General features: G+C 67.6%; 25 protein-coding genes and 1 pseudogene. 25 read left to right on the plus strand and 1 reads right to left on the minus strand.

The genetic code is table 11. The features are described from left to right. Positions 1-5: 5 nt before the first annotated feature. The 23 genes and pseudogenes from KME82_RS06765 to KME82_RS06875 form a co-directional block, all read left to right on the plus strand. Positions 6-677, plus strand: a complete 672-nt coding sequence (locus KME82_RS06765; protein WP_215497842.1) for a flagellar hook-basal body protein — start codon at positions 6-8, stop codon at positions 675-677. Between the two features lie 17 nt (positions 678-694). Then, positions 695-1,474: a flagellar basal-body rod protein FlgG gene (gene flgG / locus KME82_RS06770; RefSeq protein WP_215497843.1), complete on the plus strand. Its 780-nt coding sequence runs from the start codon at positions 695-697 to the stop codon at positions 1,472-1,474. Between the two features lie 2 nt (positions 1,475-1,476). Beyond that, the gene (gene flgA, locus KME82_RS06775; protein WP_215497844.1) at positions 1,477-2,202 is read left to right on the plus strand and encodes a flagellar basal body P-ring formation chaperone FlgA; all 726 of its coding nucleotides are present in this window, start codon (positions 1,477-1,479) and stop codon (positions 2,200-2,202) included. Further along, entirely contained in the window at positions 2,195-2,863 is a 669-nt protein-coding gene (locus KME82_RS06780) for a flagellar basal body L-ring protein FlgH (protein ID WP_252255647.1), read from the plus strand. The genes flgA and KME82_RS06780 overlap by 8 nt, the downstream gene beginning before the upstream one ends. 5 nt (positions 2,864-2,868) lie before the next feature. Then, entirely contained in the window at positions 2,869-4,002 is a 1,134-nt protein-coding gene (locus KME82_RS06785; protein ID WP_215497845.1) for a flagellar basal body P-ring protein FlgI, read from the plus strand. 64 nt (positions 4,003-4,066) lie between these two features. Next, the gene (locus KME82_RS06790) at positions 4,067-4,441 is read left to right on the plus strand and encodes a hypothetical protein (protein ID WP_215497846.1); all 375 of its coding nucleotides are present in this window, start codon (positions 4,067-4,069) and stop codon (positions 4,439-4,441) included. A 2-nt stretch (positions 4,442-4,443) separates the two neighbouring features. Beyond that, positions 4,444-4,836 carry a flagellar basal body rod protein FlgC gene (locus tag KME82_RS06795; RefSeq protein ID WP_215497847.1) on the plus strand — a complete coding sequence of 131 codons (393 nt, stop codon included), beginning with the start codon at positions 4,444-4,446 and terminating at the stop codon, positions 4,834-4,836. Beyond that, positions 4,836-5,159 carry a flagellar hook-basal body complex protein FliE gene (fliE, locus tag KME82_RS06800; RefSeq protein WP_215497848.1) on the plus strand — a complete coding sequence of 108 codons (324 nt, stop codon included), beginning with the start codon at positions 4,836-4,838 and terminating at the stop codon, positions 5,157-5,159. Before KME82_RS06795 ends, fliE begins: the two co-directional genes overlap by 1 nt. Before the next feature lie 14 nt (positions 5,160-5,173). Next, positions 5,174-6,601, plus strand: coding sequence for a flagellar basal-body MS-ring/collar protein FliF (gene fliF, locus KME82_RS06805; protein ID WP_215497849.1), 1,428 nt, complete (start codon positions 5,174-5,176; stop codon positions 6,599-6,601). After that, positions 6,598-7,071, plus strand: a complete 474-nt coding sequence (locus KME82_RS06810; protein ID WP_215497850.1) for a hypothetical protein — start codon at positions 6,598-6,600, stop codon at positions 7,069-7,071. The genes fliF and KME82_RS06810 overlap by 4 nt, the downstream gene beginning before the upstream one ends. Then, positions 7,071-7,745 (plus strand): FliH/SctL family protein, encoded by a 675-nt coding sequence (locus KME82_RS06815; RefSeq protein WP_215497851.1) that lies wholly within the window; start codon positions 7,071-7,073, stop codon positions 7,743-7,745. Before KME82_RS06810 ends, KME82_RS06815 begins: the two co-directional genes overlap by 1 nt. Then, on the plus strand, positions 7,742-9,073 hold the full coding sequence (locus KME82_RS06820) for a FliI/YscN family ATPase (RefSeq protein ID WP_215497852.1): 1,332 nt from the start codon (positions 7,742-7,744) through the stop codon (positions 9,071-9,073). Before KME82_RS06815 ends, KME82_RS06820 begins: the two co-directional genes overlap by 4 nt. Next, positions 9,070-9,519, plus strand: a complete 450-nt coding sequence (locus KME82_RS06825; protein WP_215497853.1) for a hypothetical protein — start codon at positions 9,070-9,072, stop codon at positions 9,517-9,519. Before KME82_RS06820 ends, KME82_RS06825 begins: the two co-directional genes overlap by 4 nt. After that, on the plus strand, positions 9,516-10,313 hold the full coding sequence (locus KME82_RS06830; protein WP_215497854.1) for a hypothetical protein: 798 nt from the start codon (positions 9,516-9,518) through the stop codon (positions 10,311-10,313). The genes KME82_RS06825 and KME82_RS06830 overlap by 4 nt, the downstream gene beginning before the upstream one ends. Further along, a complete protein-coding gene (locus tag KME82_RS06835) occupies positions 10,313-10,732 on the plus strand; it encodes a flagellar hook assembly protein FlgD (protein ID WP_036101693.1) in 420 nt (139 codons plus the stop codon). Before KME82_RS06830 ends, KME82_RS06835 begins: the two co-directional genes overlap by 1 nt. 20 nt (positions 10,733-10,752) lie before the next feature. Further along, the gene (gene flgF, locus KME82_RS06840) at positions 10,753-11,919 is read left to right on the plus strand and encodes a flagellar basal-body rod protein FlgF (protein ID WP_215497855.1); all 1,167 of its coding nucleotides are present in this window, start codon (positions 10,753-10,755) and stop codon (positions 11,917-11,919) included. Continuing rightward, positions 11,919-12,689 (plus strand): FliM/FliN family flagellar motor switch protein, encoded by a 771-nt coding sequence (locus tag KME82_RS06845; RefSeq protein ID WP_215497856.1) that lies wholly within the window; start codon positions 11,919-11,921, stop codon positions 12,687-12,689. The genes flgF and KME82_RS06845 overlap by 1 nt, the downstream gene beginning before the upstream one ends. Beyond that, entirely contained in the window at positions 12,686-12,988 is a 303-nt protein-coding gene (locus KME82_RS06850) for a FliM/FliN family flagellar motor switch protein (RefSeq protein WP_082124179.1), read from the plus strand. The genes KME82_RS06845 and KME82_RS06850 overlap by 4 nt, the downstream gene beginning before the upstream one ends. Before the next feature lie 56 nt (positions 12,989-13,044). Continuing rightward, the gene (locus KME82_RS06855; protein WP_215497857.1) at positions 13,045-13,437 is read left to right on the plus strand and encodes a hypothetical protein; all 393 of its coding nucleotides are present in this window, start codon (positions 13,045-13,047) and stop codon (positions 13,435-13,437) included. Continuing rightward, positions 13,421-14,185, plus strand: a complete 765-nt coding sequence (gene fliP / locus KME82_RS06860) for a flagellar type III secretion system pore protein FliP (protein ID WP_252255648.1) — start codon at positions 13,421-13,423, stop codon at positions 14,183-14,185. Before KME82_RS06855 ends, fliP begins: the two co-directional genes overlap by 17 nt. A 16-nt stretch (positions 14,186-14,201) precedes the next feature. Further along, positions 14,202-14,894, plus strand: coding sequence for a sigma-70 family RNA polymerase sigma factor (locus KME82_RS06865; RefSeq protein ID WP_215497858.1), 693 nt, complete (start codon positions 14,202-14,204; stop codon positions 14,892-14,894). 388 nt (positions 14,895-15,282) lie between these two features. Then, positions 15,283-15,831: a single-stranded DNA-binding protein gene (gene ssb, locus KME82_RS06870; protein ID WP_215497859.1), complete on the plus strand. Its 549-nt coding sequence runs from the start codon at positions 15,283-15,285 to the stop codon at positions 15,829-15,831. A gap of 187 nt (positions 15,832-16,018) precedes the next feature. Then, positions 16,019-16,431, plus strand: a pseudogene (locus tag KME82_RS06875) (efflux RND transporter permease subunit); the annotation flags it as partial. A 211-nt stretch (positions 16,432-16,642) separates the two neighbouring features. On the opposite strand, the gene KME82_RS06880 reads toward KME82_RS06875, so the two are convergent. Continuing rightward, complete coding sequence (locus KME82_RS06880) at positions 16,643-17,554, minus strand: LysR family transcriptional regulator (protein WP_215497860.1); 912 nt, start codon at positions 17,552-17,554, stop codon at positions 16,643-16,645. Between the two features lie 124 nt (positions 17,555-17,678). Between KME82_RS06880 and KME82_RS06885 the strand changes: the two genes are divergently transcribed. Together KME82_RS06885 and KME82_RS06890 are read left to right on the plus strand one after the other, a co-directional pair. Further along, positions 17,679-18,056 (plus strand): YybH family protein, encoded by a 378-nt coding sequence (locus KME82_RS06885; protein WP_215497861.1) that lies wholly within the window; start codon positions 17,679-17,681, stop codon positions 18,054-18,056. 10 nt (positions 18,057-18,066) lie between these two features. Next, positions 18,067-19,053, plus strand: a complete 987-nt coding sequence (locus KME82_RS06890) for a zinc-binding dehydrogenase (protein WP_215497862.1) — start codon at positions 18,067-18,069, stop codon at positions 19,051-19,053. The last annotated feature ends 17 nt before the right edge of the window (positions 19,054-19,070 follow it).

Raw genomic sequence — 19,070 nt, forward strand, 5'->3', positions numbered from 1 at the left:
CCGCCGTGACCGACACCTTGCAAGCCATCGCCCGCGCCTTGAGCACCGACGTGCAGACCTTGGGCACGATCAGCCACAACGTCGCCAACATGAACACCCCGGGTTATCGCGGCGTGCGCGCGGTGCCGGAGTTCAGCCAGCAGGCGCTGCTGCGCACGTCGCTGGACCAGACCGACGGCAGCGTGATGCAGACCGCGCGCAAGCTCGATCTGGCGCTGCAGGGCCCGGGCTTCTTCGTGGTCGAACGCGAGGGCGAGCCGCTGCTGGTGCGCTCGGGCGCGTTCCGGGTCGATGCGCAGGGGCAACTGGTGACCGCCAACGGCGACGTGGTGCGAGGCCCTAACGCGCCGATCGGAACCGACCTGGATGCCTTGCGCGTGGACGCCGACGGCGCCTTGTGGAATGGCACTCAGAGCCTGGGCCAACTCGAATTGATCACCGTCGCCGACGCGGGCGCACTGCGTCCGGCCGGCGGCGGCGCGTACCGCTACGAAGGCGAGCAGGAGCCGTGGAGCGGCCAGGTGATCCAGGGCGCGCTCGAGGCCGCGAATATCGACGCGGCCGGCGAAACCATCCGCCTGATGGAAACCACGCGCCACGCCGAATCGGTGCAGCGCGCGATCTCGATCTACGACAAAGCCATGGACACCGGCATCAACCGCCTCGGCGACAACTGAATCAACGGAGCACGACCATGATCGACGCACTCTATATTTCCGCCAGCGGCCTGCGCGGCGAACAAAAACAGATCGACGTGATTTCCAACAACGTCGCCAACATGCAGACCCCGGGCTTCAAGCGCAGCCGGGTCAACTTCGCCGAAGTCGCGACCGCGGCCGTCGCCGCGCAGTCCAACGAATCGGAGCTGACGACGCAGTCGCTGATGCGCGGCAACGGCGCGCGGGTGATCTCGACCTCGACTCTGTTCTCGCCCGGCGAAATGCGCCAGACCCAGGGCGCGCTGGACCTGGCGATCGACGGCAACGGTTTCTTCGAACTCGAAGCCGCCGACGGCAGCACGGTCTATACCCGCGACGGTCAGTTCCGTCTCGACGACGAAGGTTTCCTGGCCTCGATCCACGGCCAGCGCCTGGCCCATTCGGTGCAGATTCCGGCCGACGCCAAGGACATCCGCATCGACGCCAAGGGCGAGATCACCGCGCTGCTGGCCGGCGACGAAGCGCGTTCGGTGCTCGGCGACATCGAGCTGGCCACTTTCGCCGCGCCCGATGCGCTGGTCTCGATCGGCAACAACCGCTACGTGCCCAATGAAGCCTCGGGCACGGTGTCCTACGGCCGCCCCAACGAACCGGGCTTCGGCGGGCTGCAGCAAGGTTATGTCGAACTGGCCAACGTCGAGATGATCGACGAGATGTCGGCGCTGGTGCTGGCGCAGCGCGCGTATCAGCTCAATGCACGCGTGCTGCAGGCGGCCGACCAGATTCTCGAAACCATCAACAACCTGCGCCGCTGAGCATGAACGCCTGCGCCGTCCTGCTGCTGTCCACGCTCGCCGCACCGCTTGCGATGGGCGCGGCCGTGCCTGCCGCCGCGCCCGTGCAGCAGGTCAGCGCGGACGCGATCGCGCGCACGGTCGAAGCCGAGCTGCGCGCGCGGCTGCAGGCGGCCGGACGTAGCCAGGCCAGCGTGAAAGTGGCCGGTCGAATCGACGATCAGACCGTACCCGCGGGTGCATTGAGCACTCAAGTCGGCAGCATTGCCGGACGTTGGCCGCGCGCACGGGTCGGCGTGCCGGTGCAACTGCGTGTCGACGGCGCGGTTGCGCGCAGCTTGACGGTGTGGGTCGAAAGCCAGGACCTGCGCAATGTGCCGACCTACAGCGCCGATTACCCCGCGCGCCGTGCCGGCGAGGGCATCGCCCTGGCCACGGCGCAGGTCGACATGAATTGCTGCGCGGGTAACGCGCTGGAATCGATCGATGCCGTGCAGTCGCTGCGTCTGAAACGTTCGGTGCGCGCCGGGCAACCGGCGATGGTCGCCGATTTCGAAGTCATTCCCGACGTGCAGGCGCAACAGCCCGTGCATATCGATGTCGCCCGCGGCGCGGTGCGGCTCAGCGTACCCGGGGTCGCCTTGCGCGACGGCCGGATCGGCGAGCGCATCCCGGTGCGCGCCGACGATGGAGAACGAACCGTGGTTTCACGCGTCACCGGAAAACAAAAGGTGCAAGTGGATGAATAAGCACGCCCATGCGCGGCAAGCGCTGGTTCCGATCGCATTGGCCGTCGCGGCGGTCTGCGCAGGCCCGGCGATCGCGCAGCAGCCGTCGATGCCGCAACAGACGATCGAACCGATGCCCATGCCCGCGCCAGTGTCCGCGCCGTCGCGCGAAAGCCTGATCGACGTGAACGGCTATCGCGGTCTGGCCGCCGATCACCGCGCGCACCGCATCGGCGATGTGATCACGGTGTACGTGATCGAAGCCACGCGGGCCAAGTCGCAGGCCGCCACCGACGCGTCCAGCGATCTGGACATGCGCGCCGGCCTGACCTCGCCGTCGACCGATTTCGACGCGCGCCTGGGCCTGGGCGGCAGCAATCGCGCCGGCGCCCAGACCACCCGTGTCGGCGAACTGCGCACGCAGATTTCGGCGCAGGTGGTCGGGGTGACGCCCGACGGCAGCCTGCAGATCCAGGGTCTGCAGACGCTCAAGGTCAACGGCGAGAAACAGACCATCAAGGTCAGCGGCCTGGTCCGTCCCGAAGACGTCGGCCCCGACAACACCGTGCTCTCGCACCGCATCGCCAATGCCGACCTGGAATTGGTCGGCGTCGGCGTGGTCAGTTCGTCGCAGCGTCAGAGCCTGATCTATCGCATGTTCAAGTGGCTGAGGTTGATGTGAGCGCGATGACGACTTTCAAGAATCTGCTGCTGACCGGCGTCGCGCTCGGCGCGTTGCTGGGCGCATCCGCGACCGCGCAGGCCGCGGCCGGCGTGCGGGTCAAGGAACTCGCCCGCGTCGCCGGCGTGCGCGACAACCCGTTGACCGGGTACGGCCTGGTGTTCGGTCTGTCGGGTTCGGGCGATTCGGCGCGCAATCGCGCGACCCTGCAATCGGTCGCCAACACCTTGCGCAACTTCGGTGTCAACGTCAGCGAGGCCGATCTCGCCAGCCGCAACGTCGCCGCGGTGATCGTGACCGCGCGCCTGCCGGCGTTCGCCGAGCCCGGGCAGATGCTCGACGTGCAGGTCGCCTCGTCCGGCGACGCGCGCAGCCTCACCGGCGGCACCTTGATGCTCACGCCGCTGTCGGGCCCGGACGGTCGCGTCTATGCGATCGCGCAGGGCGCGATCTCGGTCGGCGGTTATCAGTTCGAAGGCGTCACCGCCTCGCTGCAGAAAAACCATCCGACCGTCGGCTGGGTGCCGCAGGGCGCCAGCGTCGAACAGGGCTCGCCCTTGCGCGTGGCCGGCGACGGGCGTTCGCTGAGCATCCTGCTCAACGAGCCGGATTTCACCAATGCCGAGCGCATCGCCGATGCGATTCGCGGGTCGGTGTCGGGGGCAAGCGTACGGGCGGAGCATGCGGGCAAGGTCACGGTGGCGTATGCGAATGCGCCGGCCAACTTGGTCTCGGAAATATCGCGCCTGGAAAACCTGTCGGTGCAACCGCAGCGCAAGGCGCGCGTGGTGGTCAACGAGCGCACCGGCACCGTGGTCGCCGGCGGCGACGTGCGCCTGGGCGAGGTGACCGTGTCGCACGGCGATCTCAAGGTCGAGATCCGCACCGACTACACCGTGTCGCAACCCGAGGGCGTGTTCGTGCGTCCGGGCAGCAGCATCGGCTCGGTGGTGGTGCCGCGCACCGAGATCAAGGCGGACGAGGGTCCGGCGCCGCTGGTCAGCGTGCGCGAGGGCGCGAGCGTGGCCGAACTGGTGTCGGCCTTGCGCGCGATCAAGCTCAGCACGCGCGACGTGATCGCGGTACTTCAGTCGATCAAGGCCGCCGGTGCCTTGGACGGCGAACTGGTGATCCAGTGATGCACGGGTTTACGAGCAGCGGCATATCGATGGCGGTCTACGGCATTTTCCAGGGGAAGCGGCAATGAGCAGCGACATCACCACCGAAGCGGTCCGGCTCGCGCTGGGCATGCAGGATCTGCAGGCGCGCCTGGCCAGCGCCAACATCGCCGGCGCCAACCGCGCCGACGCGCGCGTGCAGCGCGCCGACTTCGGCCGCCTGCAAGGTCTGTTGAACGAAGCCGCGCAGGCCGGCGGCCGCGATTCCGAACTCGCCGCGCGCCTGCATCAGACGACGACCAGCCCCGAATCGGTGCCGGTCGCCTCGGTCGGGCAGAGCGTGCAACTCGACGAACAGGTTGGCGACATGGTCGCGGCGAGCCTGAACTACCAATCCCTGAGCGAAGCGCTGAGCCGGCATTTCGGTTTGATGCGCCTGGCCGTCACCGGAAGGAGCTGAGCATGGCCATCGAATCGATCCTCGACGCCGCGCGCGCCGGCATGCAGTACGAACGCCTGCGCCTGGATGCGTCCAGCCGCAACATCGCCGCGGCCAACGTGCCGGTCGCCGCCGGCCACGGCGCGACCCGCCTGAGCGTCGGTGCGCCCGGATTGAACGGAGCGGGCGGTGGTTTCGCCGCCGCGGTGTCCGAACAACCCACCGGCCTGCGCGAAGTCAACGACCCGGCGCATCCGATGGCCGACAAGGACGGCATGGTCCATTACCCGGCCACCGACATGGTCGGCGAAATGACCACGCTGATGACCGCCAGCCGCGGCTACGAAGCCAACGTGCGTTCGTTCAACCTGCTGCGCGGCATGATGCTGCGCGCGCTCGAAATAGGAGCCAAGTGATGAGCGTCGAGGCCATCGGAGCGATCGCGCTCAGCGCGCTCGCGCAACCCGAAACCATCCGCACCGACGCGATCGCGCCGACCGCCACGGCTGGCATCAAGGGCGCGGATTTCATGAACGTGATGGGCGCCGGCCTGAGCCGCGCCGACCAGAGCCTGCGCAGCGCCGACACCCAGTTGCGCGCGCTCGCCGCCGGCCAGGACATCCCGATCCACGAGGTGATGATCGCGATGGAACAAGCGCGCATGGACCTGACCCTGGTCGTCGAGGTCCGTAACCGGATGCTCGAGAGCTACCAGGAACTGACCCGCATGCAGTTGTGACCTGAACCACGCCCATGAATCCCAAAAGCTATTTCGTTTCCCTGTCTCCGGCCGCGCGGGTGAGCCTGATCGTCGGCGTGCTGGCGATCGTGGCGCTGACCGCCGGCATGCTGTGGTGGCTGATGGCGCCGCGCCAGCAACTGCTGTTCGGCAAGCTGCGCGAAGCCGACACCGCCGAGATCGTGCAGTCGCTCAACGAGTGGAAGGTCCCGCATCAGATCATCGACGGCGGCACCGGCATCACCGTCGCCGCCGACAGCGTGTACGAAACCCGTATGCGCCTGCTCTCGGCCGGTGTGCCGCGCGGCGGTCATGTCGGTTTCGAGCTGTTCGACGACGCCGATTTCGGCGTCACCGAGTTCGCTCAGCGGGTCAATTACCAACGCGCGCTGCAGGGCGAGATCGAACGCACCGTGGCCTCGCTGCCGGGCGTGCAGACCGCGCGTGTGCATCTGACGATCCGCCGTCCGGGCATGTTCGTCGGCGATCGCGAAAGCTCCAAGGCCTCGGTCGCGGTGGCGATGAATCCCGGCGAGACCCTCGCGCGTCCGCAGGTGCAGGGCATCCGCAGCCTGGTCGCGTCGGCGGTGGAAGGGCTGGCCGTGGCCGACGTGTCGGTGCTCGATTCCAACGGCACCTTGCTGGCCGGCGGCGCCGACGGCGGGCGCGGCGCGATCGCGCTGGACGAACGTTCCGACGAGGAAGCGCGGCTGGAAGATCGCATCCGCCTGCGCGTGGTCGAACTGCTCGGCCAGGTGCTCAACAACGAGGAGTTCAAGGTCTCGGTCGACGCGAGCCTGAACTTCGACGCGGTGCGCCAAGTCAGCGAGCGTCCGATCGCCCAGGGCGACGACGGCAACGGGCTGCTCGCGCGCAAGCGGGTCAATTCCAGCCTCGCGCCTGACGCCACCGGCCGCAGCCAGAGCCAGGAAGAGTCCGAATACGTGCATGGCATGTCGCGCGAAGAGGTTTCGCGCGCGCCGGGCCGGGTCGAGCGCTTGTCGGTCGCGGTGATCCTGCCGCAGCACCTGGACGAGCAGGAGGTCGCGCGCATTCACTCGCTGGTTTCGGCCGCCGCCGGTATCGACACCAATCGCGGTGATCGTCTGGAAGTTTCGCGCCTGCCCAGCGGCAAGGCGCGCGCGACGCCGCCCGCGGTGGCTGCGTTGACCGCGCCGCAGCCGGCCGATCGGGTTGAACCCGCCGCACCGCGCGGCGAGCTGATCGCCAACCGCTCGCTGCAGCTGCAACCGTGGATGCCGTGGGCGTTGGCCGGCGCGGTCGGCCTGTTGCTCGGCGCGATCTTCGCCTTCGCCGCGCAGCGCAAGCCGCGCAAGCTCAGCGCCGAAGAACGCGAAGCGGTGCTGGCCAAGCTGCGCGGCTGGCTGTCGGAAGGGCAGATGCCGGTCGAACATCGCATCGTCGCGAGCAAAACCCCATGAGCACCCTGGGCGAACGCAAGAGCGCGCTGTTGCTGCTGAGCCTGGGCGCGTCCGACCAGCGCCAGTTGCTGGCGCGGCTGCCGGCGGCGTCGGCGCGCACGATCCGCGCGCTGATGCACGACCTGCGCCGCAGCCAGCTGCCGGCGGCGGAACTCGCCGACGCCCTGCTCGGCGACGAGATGCGCGGCCTGACCGCGCGCACGTCGCTGGATGTCGATCAACTGGTCGCGCTGTCGACCACCTTGCCGCATGCGTGGTTCGCGCGGGTGCTGTCGGTGTGGACCGGGGTCGATCGCAATTTCTGCCTCGCTTTGCTCGATAACCGCGTCGCCGCGTCGGTGCGCGAGGAGCTCGACCGCATCGGCCGGATGCCGCCGAAGCTGGCCGACGCCTTGCGCGCCGAGTCGTTGCAACTGGTGTCCGAAGCGATGGCCGCGTCCACCGCGTTGCCGGCCGGAGGACGCGCCTGATGGAGCGCATTTCCGCCGATCAGGGGCGCATCGTCGGATTGTCGGCGCTGTTGCAGCCCGCGGCCGCGCCGAACGCGGCGCCGTCGCAGGCGCGGCCCGATCCGGCCGCCGAACTCGAACGCGAACGCAAGGCCGTGCTCGAACGCGCCGAAGCCGAAGGGCTCAAGCGCGGCCTGCAGCGCGCCGACGAACAGATCCTCGCCAGCCAGCAGAAGGCCGAAGCGCGGATCGAACAGGCGCATGCCGCGCAGACGCGCAAGCTGCACGACGCCAACGAGCAACTCGCCGCCTTGCTGAAGGCCTGGCCGGCGGCCGCGGACGAACTCGACCAGCGCCTGGAGACCCTGTCGCTGGACATCGCGTTCGCCTGCGTGACCCGTCTGCTCGGCGAAATCGGCGCCGACGGCGAGTTGATGAAGCGCTTGTGCCGTCAAGCCTTGAGCGAATACCGCCAGCGTCCGGTGACCGTGCGCGTGGCCGCGGCCGATGTCGAGGCGGTCGGCGAACTCGCGTCCGATGCGCAAGTTCGGGTGATCGCCGATGCGCGCCTGAGCCCCGGACAATGCCGCCTGGAAACCCACAAGGGCCTGTACGACACCAGCCTGGAAGTGCGTCTGGACGCGTTGAAGCAAGCGCTGCTGCGCAGCGTCGACGGCGGAGAGGCCGACGCATGAACGCTTTGACGGCGCGCGCCCAGGCCCATATCCAACTTGCTCCGATGGGACGCAGGCTGGGCCGCATCGTCTCGTTCAACGGCCTGGTGATCGAAGCGCTCGGGCCGGAAGCGCACCTGGGCGAATTGTGCGAGATCGAATCGGCCGCGCCGGGTCCGCGGGTGATGGCCGAAGTGGTCGGCTTCCGCGACGAACGCGTGCTGTTGATGCCGTACGGCCACGTCGGCGCGATCTCCACCGAAAGCCACATCCGCGCGACCGGGCAGCCGGTCACCGTGCCGGTCGGCGAGGCCATGCTCGGCCGAGTGATCGGTGCGTTCGGCAATCCGCTCGACGAACACGGCCCGATCGCGTACTCCGATGCCTACCCGCTGTACCGCGAGCCGATCAATCCGATGGCGCGCGCGCCGATCGACAGCGCGCTCGACACCGGCGTGCGCGCGATCGACACCTTGTTGACCCTCGGCGCCGGCCAGCGCGTGGGCGTGTTCGCCGGCAGCGGCGTGGGTAAGAGCACCTTGCTCGGCATGCTCGCGCGCCAGGTGCGCAGCGACGTGACCGTGCTGGCGCTGGTCGGCGAACGCGGCCGCGAAGTCGGCGAGTTCCTGACCCATGCGCTCGGCGCCGAAGGCCTCAAGCGTTCGGTGGTGGTGGCGGCGACGTCCGACGAACCGGCGCTGCTGCGCGCGCATGCCGCGCATGCCGCGCACGCGATCGCCGAATACTTCCGCGACCAGGGCCGCTCGGTACTGCTGATCGTCGATTCGATGACCCGCTTCGCCATGGCCCAGCGCGAGATCGGCCTGGCGATCGGCGAGCCGCCGACCTTCCGCGGCTACACCCCGTCGGTGTTCAGCCAGTTGCCGAAATTGCTGGAGCGCTGCGGCCGTCTGCGCAGCGGCGGCTCGATCTCGGGCATCTACAGCGTGCTGGTCGAAGGCGACGACATGAACGAGCCGGTGACCGACCACATGCGCGCGATCCTCGACGGCCATATCGTGCTGACCCGCGACCTCGCCGCGCGCGGCCACCATCCGGCGATCGACCTGCTGCAAAGCACCAGCCGCCTGATGAGCCAGGTCGCCAGCGAATCCGAGCAGGCCATCGCCCGCGACGCGCGCAAGCAGATCGCCGCCTATGCCGCCTCGCGCGATCTGATCGAACTGGGCGCGCATCAGCGCGGCGCCAATCCGGCGCTGGATCGCGCGGTCGACCTCAAGCCGGCGCTGGACCGGATCATGCAGCAGACCCCGCTCGAAGCGACCGCGCGCGCCGAGGCCTATCGCCAGCTCGCTGCCGCGATCAAGCACGAAGGCGGCGCGGCATGAACCGCAAACCTTCCGCCGCCGTGTCGACCCTGCTGCGCTGGCGCGAGTTCGAAGAAGCGCGCGCCTCGACCGTGTTCCTGCAGCGTTGCCACGAAACCCGCCAGGCGCTCAGCCGCATGCAGCAAGCGCAGGACGTGCTGCAGGCGATCAACGCGCGACGCGAGGAACTGCTCACCGCCGATAGCGTCGACCTGGTGTTGCTGCAGGCGGTGGACGCTTTCGAAGCGCAGGCCTGGAGCCGGCTCGACACCCGCCGCGACGAACACGCCGCCGCGCGCCGTCAACAGGACGCCGCGCAGGACGAACACGTTGCCGCGCGCGCCCGCACCCGCGTGGCCCAGACCCGGCACGAGCGCCTGCGCGCCGGCGAACGCGATCAAGAGGAAAAACTGATGTTCGACCGCATGGCCGATCTGTACGCGAGTCACCGGAGCGATCGCGCATGATCAAACCCACCTCCATCGCCGCCGCGGCGCTGTTGCCGCGTCACAACGCGCCGCAACGCGAGGGCGGCTCCGATTTCAGTCGCTGGATCGGTTCCGACCAAGGCCGTACGCCGGCCTCGGATGCGCCCGATGCACACAGCGATGCCCAGCGCGAATCGCGCGCGGCCGGCGATATCGATGCGCCGTCGCTGGCGTTCGATATCGCCGCGGCCGACCAAGCCGATCTGCTGCTGGAGTTCCACGTCAGCGGCCGCGGCGGCGAGCAGGAATTGCTCGCGTTGCCGTGGCGGCTGTCGGCCAGTGGGCGCCTGTCGCAGTTGCTCAGCGCGACGCAGCGAACGAGCGGCCAGGGCCTGGCCTCGTCGCCCGCGCGCGACGCGGCGACCCGCGCCAACGCGGCGTTGGCCGATGCCTGGGTCGAATACAGCATCCGCCATTTGGCCCAGGCCGACGCGGCGTCGCCGCAGGTGTTGCCGATGCCGAACCTGGCCGATCCGCTGCAATCGAGCGCCACGAGTTCTGGCGAATCCACCGCCTCGGCGAGCGCGCCGCGCAACGCATCCGACGGCGCGGCCGCGCCGTGGGCCAGCCGCGTGCTGCGCTGGATCGAAAGCGAAGGCGGCGACGCCACCCTGTGGATCCGCGACTACCGCCTCGACCCGGACGCCGCGCAACGGCTCGGCCGTTTGATGCACACGCTCGCGCAAGAACACGGCACCCGACTGCAACGCATCGTCGTCAACGGCCGCGAGCATTGGCGCGCCGATCGCAACAGCTCACAGGAGAACGTCTAATGGCCATCGACGCCATCGGCAGCACGCCGAACCCGCAGAACCAGGTACTGACCCGGCAGAAGAGCATCGACCAGGAAGACTTCATCAAGTTGTTCCTGGCCCAGCTGCAGTTCCAGGACCCGCTGGAACCGGTCGACAACCGCGAATTCCTGGCTCAGCTGGCCCAGTTCACCTCGCTGGAGCAATCGCGCCAGACCAGCGAGAACACCAACGAGCTGCTGTCGATGAACGCCACCAGCCAGGCCCTGGCGCTGATCGGCCGCGGCGTCGACGTGCAGGGTCAGGCGATCCCGCTGACCGGTTCGGTCACCGCGGTGCAGTTCACCGAGAACGGTCCGACCTTGAGCGTCACCGACGCCAACAAACAGGTCACCACCGGCATCCGCCTGTCCCAGGTCACCCTGGTCAAGCAGCCTTAAGCAGTCGCAGGAGCGCGCTCATGTTCCAAGCCTTGTTCAACAGCCTGTCGGGACTTTTCAGTTTCTCGCGCGGGCTCAACACGATCAGCAACAACGTGTCCAACATGAACACGCCCGGGTTCCGCGGCAGCGATGCGTTCTTCGAGAACGTGCGCGGCGGCCTGGGTTCGCGCATCAGCGGCGAGGGCATGCGCACCGAACCGGGCGACATCCGCCAGACCGGCAACGCCACCGACATGGCGGTCGACGGCGAGGGCTATTTCATTCTTCGCGATCGCAGCGGCGAACTGCACTACACCCGCGCCGGCCAGTTCCGTTTCAACGAGAAAGGCGTGCTGGTCGACACCGTGTCGGACTACGAAGTGATGGGCTACGACGGCGACGGCAACCTCGCCGCGATCGATCTCACCCCGATGCGCACCTTGCCACCGGAGCTGACCAGCAAGGTCAACTTCAAGGGCACGCTGACTCCGAGCATGACCACGCCGTACACGATCACCTCGATCGACGTGTTCGATTCCAACGGCACCGCGCGGCGCCTGTCGGCGGTGTTCACCCGCACCAGCGCCAACAACATGCCGGCCGAGTTCAACGTGGTGATCAAGGATTCCACCGACGCGACCATCGCCACGCATACCCTGAAGTTCGACACGCTCGGCACGCCGACCCGCGAGACCAACGAGTTCACCGCCCAGTTCGCCTTCGGCGGCGCCACGCCGCAGCCGGTGACGTTCAACTTCGGCACGCCCGGCGGTTTCGACGGCATTTATTCGTTCAGCGGCGGCAGCGTCAACGTCACCGCGACGGTCGCCGACGGTCACGGCATCCTCGGCTACAACGACGTGGCCTTCGACGAGAAGGGCGTGTTGCAGCTGTCGTATTCGACCAAGGAAAAACGCCAGGGCCCACGTCTGGCGCTGGCCTCGCTGCCCAACGAAAGCTCGCTCAAGCTCGACGGCGGCCGCATGGTGTCGGGGCCGAGCGTGCAGGACAAGGAGCTCGGCCGTCCCGGCGAGTCGCGCTACGGCCGCATCGTCGGACGCAGCCTGGAGCTGTCCAACATCGACCTGACCCGCGAGTTCGCCGACATGATCATCATCCAGCGCGGCTATCAGGCCAGCTCGCGGGTGATGACCGTGAGCAACGAGATGATCGAGCAGCTCTACAACAGCACGAGGGGCAGCTGATGGCCGTGTTGTTGCCGGTGCGCTGGCACGGCGCGAGCCGCCTGGCGCGTCTGCGTTCGCTGTTGTCGGCGCGCGGCGGCGAGTGGCTGCGCGAGTGGTCGAGCGACAAGGCCGCGCTGGAGTTCAAGCTGGAACCGCTCGACAGCGGTGTCGGCGCCGGCCAGTGGTTCGCCACGCGCGCCAGCGGCGGCACGGTGCATGCGTGCATGGGCTCGGCTGGGTTCGATCAACTGGGGCGACGCCTGCTCGGCAGCAACGAATCCGACACGCTCGGCCTGGCCGAAGGCGTCGGCCGCCGCGCCTGGAGCGATCTGATGCGCGCCTGGTTCGCCGCCGCGTCCGACGCCGATGCGCTCAGCGATGCGGTCGCGCCGAGCGAACGCGCGCTGGCGGCGCGTCACGGCGTGGTCGGTCTGCTGGTGCAGGTGGCCGGCGTGCGCATCGCCTTGTACCTCGACGCCGGCGTGTGCGATGCGCTGGTGCCGGTCGACAAACCCGTCGCGGCGCTCGCGCTGAGCAAGCGCCGCGATGCGATGACCCAGGCGCAGGTCGGCCTGGAGGTCGTGCTCGATCTGGGCATGGCCGAAATCGGCCAGGCCTTCGATCTGCGGCCGGGCGAAGTCATCCGCACCGCGGTCAAGCTCGACACCGCATTGACCTTGCGTTCGGCGACCGGCGCGACGCTCGCGCGCGGTCAGCTGATCGCCCAGGACGGCCAGCGCGCCATTCGTATTTCCTCGATTTCCATGCAGCAAGGGGCAACCTCATGAAGAACAGTGCAGCCGCCGAAGTGATCCCGGCCGACAAGACCACCCTCGATCTGCGCGACGCCGGCGCGCGCCAGGACATCGGCCTGATCGGCCATGTGCAGGTTTCGCTGGCCGCCCAGGTCGGCACGATCAATCTGTCGGTCGAGCGTCTGTTCGGGCTCAAGGCCGGCGACGTGATCGACATGAACGAAGCGCTGGAAGCGCCGATCACCTTGATGCTCAACGGCCGCGCGGTCGCGCGCGCCGAGCTGCTCGCGGTGGACGATCACTTCGGCGTGCGGATCCTGGAACTGGCGTGAGCGCTGACGCAACGCAAGCGGCCGCTAAGCAAACCGCGCCGACGGCGACCCAGCCTGTGGCTGCGCCTGCAGCGGCGCCCGTCGTCGCGCCGGGCGCGGTGCACAGCGCGGCACCGATCGGTTTTCGCGACGAGCACGAATCGGTCGCCGATTCGGCGGTCGGCGTGCTGCTGATGCTGGTGGTGCTGCTCGGCGCCTGCCTCGGCGGCCTGATTTTCGCCAAGCGCAAAGGCTGGTTGAACCGCTGGCTGCCGGCGCCGACCGGCGCGGCCGACGACGCCTCGCGCCTGCGCGTGGAGCAGGTGCTGCGGCTGAGCCCGCGCACCGTGCTGTACCGCGTCGCCGACGAACGCAGCCGTTATCTGATTGTCGAATCGACCGCGAGCGCACAGCTCGGTCCCGCGCAACCTCTCGATCAAGCGAACTCGCCTCATGACCCGTACGCCTGACCGCCGCCGTTGGCCGATCGCTGTTGGCGTCATGGCTGCCGCGTTGTTGTTCGCGGGCGCCGCTGCGGCGGCCGGCGTGACCGCGCCGAGCGACCTGGTGGGCGAAGCGCTCAAGCAGGACTACTCGCCGGCGATCCGCAACCTGATCGCGCTGACCGCGTTGTCGCTGTTGCCGGTGGCGTTGATCGCGATGACCTCGTTCACCCGCATCGTGATCGTGCTGTCGCTGCTGCGCCACGCCCTGGGCCTGCCGCAGACGCCGCCGAACGCGGTGGTGGTGACCTTGTCGATCTGCCTGACCTATTTCTCGATGGCGCCGGTACTCGACAAGGTCAACGACAGCGCGCTGCAACCGTACATGGCCGAGCAGATCGGCAGCGGCGAAGCGGTGCGCCGCGGCCTGCTGCCGATGCGCGAGTTCATGGTCGGCCAGACCCGCGAATCGGACCTGACCGCGGTGCTGGAAATGGCGCGGGTGCCGGCGCCGAAGACCATCGACGACATCCGTTTCCGTCATCTGCTGCCGGCGTTCCTGCTCAGCGAACTCAAGACCGCGTTCCAGATCGGCTTCGTGATTTTCCTGCCGTTTCTGCTGATCGACCTGGTGGTGGGCGCGGTGCTGATGGCCTTGGGCATGATCATGGTGCCGCCGGCGACGATCAGCCTGCCGCTGAAAATACTGTTGTTCGTATTGATCGACGGCTGGGTGCTGGTGTCCAGGGCCTTGTTGAGCAGTTACTGGACGTGACGGAAACCGGGGCGTGATGGAAACGGCGACGGCCGACGGCGAGGACGCCGAACTGTGGCAGCGCTACCGCGGCGGCAGCGACGACGCGCGCGATCGGCTGTTCCTGCGTCACGTCGGCTGGGCCAAGGCGATCGCCTCGCAGGTCCACGGCCGCATCCGCGCCTATCCGGTCGACCGCCAGGATTTCATCCAGAACGCGACCCTCGGCCTGCTCGATGCGATGAGCCGCTACAACCCCGAGCGCGGCGTGACCTTTCGCGTCTATGCCAAGCCGCGCGTGCGCGGCGCGGTGTTCAACGGCCTGCGCGCGATCCTCGGCGACCGTCCGCCGCCGCGCGACGAGGCGACCCTGCGCGAACGCCTGCAGAGCCTGCAGGACAACGGCGGCCAGGACGCGCTGGAAAGCATCGTCGACTCGGTGGTCGGCCTGGGCCTGGGCTTCCTGCTCGACGAAGCCGGCCGCCACGGCGGCCCCAGCGACACCCGCGACGGGCTGGCCTATGTCGACCGCCGGCAGACCGAGCATCGCCTGAGCGCCGCGCTGAACAACCTGCCCGAGCGGCTGAAGCTGATCATCCAGACCCACTATTTCCACTATGTCCCGTTTCAGGACATCGCCCAGAGCCTGGGCCTGACCAAGGGGCGGGTGTCGCAGCTGCACCACGCGGCCTTGACCAAGTTGCGCGAGAGTTTGCGGGATATGCAGTAGGAACAGGGCAGGGACGGGCAGTGGATTGCGGCGACCTGAGCCGAGAGCGCCGGGACTGAAGCCCCTCCCACAAAAGTGACCGCGGCCTGCGCGGGCTGTTGTTTGAAAGGGACTGCTTTGGTGGGAGGGGCTTCAGCCCCGACGCCTTTCGTTCCGGGCCAGTGCAACGCCCCACGGCCATCGTGTTTGGCCGAGGCACCGGTTCAGACAGGCCGCAAGCGCCATCCACAGCCCCATTCAAGGCCCCCCAAGCCCCACCCGGCAAGGCCCGCCCCGCCTACCACCTAACCAGATTAGTCCCACCCGTCCCCGCGCCGGGGACCCATGGCGGAGCGGGGGGCTATAATCCATCATCTCAGCCGTACCCCGGCAATAGTTAAGGAACCCCATGGCACGCGGCGTCAACAAAGTCATCCTGGTCGGCAACCTCGGTAACGATCCGGAGACCAAATACACCCAGGGCGGCATGGCCGTGACCACCCTCAGCCTGGCGACCACCAGCGTCCGCAAGGACAAGGACGGCAACCAGCAGGAACGTACCGAGTGGCACCGGGTCAAGCTGTTCGGCAAGCTCGGCGAGATCGCCGGCGAGTACCTGAAGAAAGGCCGTCAGGTCTACATCGAAGGCTCGATCCGCTACGACAAGTTCACCGGCCAAGACGGCGTCGAAAAGTATTTCACCGACATCATCGCCGACGAGATGCAGATGCTCGGCGGCGGCGGTGAAGGCGGCGGTGGCGGTGGCGCACGCGAAGGCGGCGGCCGCAGCGACTTCCGCGGCGGCGGTGGTGGCGAGCGCCCGGCGCGCGCAGCCGGCGGCGGTGGTGGCGGCAACTACGGCGGCAATCGCGATGCCGGCCCGCCGCGCCGCGAAGCGCCCCCGGCCAAGTCGAACGATTTCGGCGACGACTTCGCCGATGACGACATCCCGTTCTAAGAAGCGCTTGCATCGACTGTAAAGTTGCCTGCACTTGTTCGTGGCAGGTAAAAGGCTAAAAACAAGCGGTTTTTAGACGAGAAGAGCCGCCGCTGGCTGCAAAGTCAGTGGCGGCTTTTTTGTGCTTGAAGCCTTCGAAAAATAGTCGCGTGGACTTTTGTCGGATTGGTGCAGCCTTGGCGTCGAGGTGGGCGGCTTGTGGCTGCTCTGGGCGATGGCCGCGCGGTGTCGGTCGCTGGGTTGATCGGATTTGTCGCGCTGGCCGGCGTGGCGGTGGAGTTCGGCATCATCATGCCGTCGTACCTGCGACAGGCGTGGGAGCGTCGGCGGGCGGAAAATCCGGTTTCCGGCGCGATAGAGCTGGATGCGGCGAATAGCGAACGTGCGGTACAGCGTGTACGGCCGAAAGCGATGACGGTCGCGGTCATTCTTGCTGGCCTATTGCCTATCCTCGTCGGCGGCGGAGCCGGCTCCGAGGTCATGCGGCGCATCGCGGCGCCCACGATCGGCGGCATGTTGAGCGCGCCGCTGCTTTCGATGCTGGTCATTTCCGCCGCGTATCAACTGCGCGTTCGCCGAAGGTTCAAGACCCGTGCGTAGCGGCCCAGTGCCTGAATTGAGCCGAGCCGCGAAGCGGCTTCGGCCAAGAGAAATCCTTCGGATAGAAGCGCCTCGTCTCGACCCAACTCAGATCGGCCCAGCGTGCCGTTCCGACAAGGGTCCGGGGCGTTGGTTGCTCCTATGTCCACGGTCATGGACACATGCCATGGCAACGACCTGGGCTTACGCCAGAGTCATGGCCGCGAGATCTCTACGAGACCCTGGGCGATTGAGGATTCAGCGCGCAGGCATCCTCCAGCTTCGATACATGCTGCTGACAGAAATCCAGATATGTCCTGACGATAGCCGAGGGATGCCGATGCGACGGATACAGCAGGTGGATGTGTTGCTCGGGCATCGGATGGTCGGGCAACAGCGGGATCAGTTGACCGGATCGAATCGCCGCCGAGGCGAGGAAGGGCGGTAGCTCGGTCACGACTTCGTCGGCAAGCGCGCGACTGCGCAGGTGCGTGTAGTCGTTCGTAGCCAGGACGTGCGCGGGCTCGATCGCCTGTCCGCCAAGCCGCCACACGCCCTGCGTGTTCGCGGCCGGGGTCCAGATGGCGCAGGGAAAACGATGCAGGGCTTCGACGGACTCGGGCATGCCCAGACGTTCCACCAGGCGCGGACCGGCGACCAGCACGTGGCGATAGGTCAACAGGCGCCGCGCAACCATGGTCTCGTGGGTGATCGTACCCACGCGTAGCGCGACGTCGATCCCATCCTCGATCAGATCGATGCGCCGCGCCGTCGTGTAGACGTGCAAGCGGATATCCGGGTAGCGCTGCTGGAACACCGACAGCAGTTCCCACCACGGCTCGTACGCAGGCGGCAGCGACAGCCGCAGCCGCCCCTTCAGCTGCGTTTGATCGCTGACCACCGCTTGCTGGGCCTCCATCAGCGTTTCGATCCCGCGGCTGGCGTGTTCGTACAGGCGCGTACCGGCATCGGTGAGGCGGGTGCCGCGCACCGAACGTTCCAGCAATTGCACGCCCAATTGCCGCTCCAGCTCGCGCACTCGCCGGCTCAGCGTGGGCAGTGGAACGGCCATGCGGTCGGCCGCCGCCGAAAGGCTGCCGGCCTGGACCACGTTGACGAACATTTGGACGGCGTTGAGGTCCATGCGCCCCTCTCATTTTTGGCAATAAATCTATATCACATGTGTATTCCCTGCCGAAAGTGGAAGTCGAAAAGTGAGCTCACCCGCCGGCAGACCGGCCACCACAGCCCCCTACGGAGTCACCGCCATGTCCATCCAGTCCGTCCTCAAGTCCTACGAAACCGCGCTCAACGCCAACGATATCGAGACCATCCTGGCGCTGTACGGCAGCGCCCCGGTGTTTATGCCGCAGCACGCTCCCGCCCTCGTCGGGCGCGACGCGGTCCGTGCCGGCTATGAACAGGTGTTCGCCACTCTCAAGCTCGCGGTCGGTTTCGACATCCATGAGATCGAACAGGCGGGCGATTGGGCCTGGGTCCGGACCAGTTCGGCCGGACGGACCAAGATCCTCGCCGCGGACGTGGAGGTGACCGAGGGCAACAACGAACTGTTCGTGTTCCGTCGCGAAAACGGCGCATGGAAGATCCACCGCTACCTGTTCGCCACCAACCAGCCGCGCGCCTGAGTCCACGATCATGAAAGCCTATGTGATCGAACAAGCCGGCGGCCCCGAAGCTCTGCTGCTCAGGGACCTCTCTTCCGCCCAGCCCGGCGCCGACGAAGTGCAGATCCGTGTGCGGGCGTTCGGCCTCAACCGCGCCGAGGTCTATCGTCGCGCCGGCAAGATGGGACCCATCGCCGGTCAAGTCGTGCCCGGCATTGAAGCCGTCGGCGAGGTCATCCACGATCCGGCCGGGGTGTTTCGCATCGGCCAACGCGTGGCGACGGCAATGGGCGGCATGCAGTTCAGCCGCAACGGCAGCTACGCAGAACAAGTCACGGTGTTGCGCGACAACGTCGTTGCCCTGGACGACAGCACGTTGTCGTGGGAGGAGCTGGCCGCTTTGCCGCAGGCGTATCTCACCGTGTGGGGCGCGCTCGATCGGAGCCTTGGCATCCAGGCCGGACAGACGCTGCTGGTGCGTGGCGCGACCTCGTCGGTCGGCCTCGCGGCGGTGACTTACGCCAAGGCGCGCGGATTGCAGGTCATCGCCACGACGCGTTCGTCCGAAAACACGGCGCGGCTGCGGCACATGGGCGCCGATGAGGTCGTCATCGATGGCGGCGAGATCGCCGCGAGCGTACGCGAGATCGCTGCGTCGGGTGTCGATGGCGTGCTTGAGGTCGTCGGTGCCGCCACGCTGCGCGATTCGATCAAGACGCTCAGACCGTTCGGCGCGGTTTCGGTGATCGGTCTGCTAGGCGGTCCGCCGGTGCTCGAACAATTCCATCTCATGCAGGACCTGCCTGGCGCGGTGCGGCTGAGCTTCTTTCCGAGCGGCCTGCTCGGATCGGCCGCCATGCCGCTGACCGAGTCGCCGTTGGCTTGGATCGCGAGGGAAGTCGCCGCGGGACGCATGCCTTCGTTACGTACCCAGACCTTCGGCTTCGACGAATTGCGCCGCGCCCACAGCCTGATGGAAAGCGATCGCGCGCTCGGCAAGTTCGTCGTCACCTTGTAACCCACATCCGGAGTAAA

The organism is Lysobacter capsici (genome assembly GCF_018732085.1).
GTDB lineage: Bacteria > Pseudomonadota > Gammaproteobacteria > Xanthomonadales > Xanthomonadaceae > Lysobacter > Lysobacter capsici_A.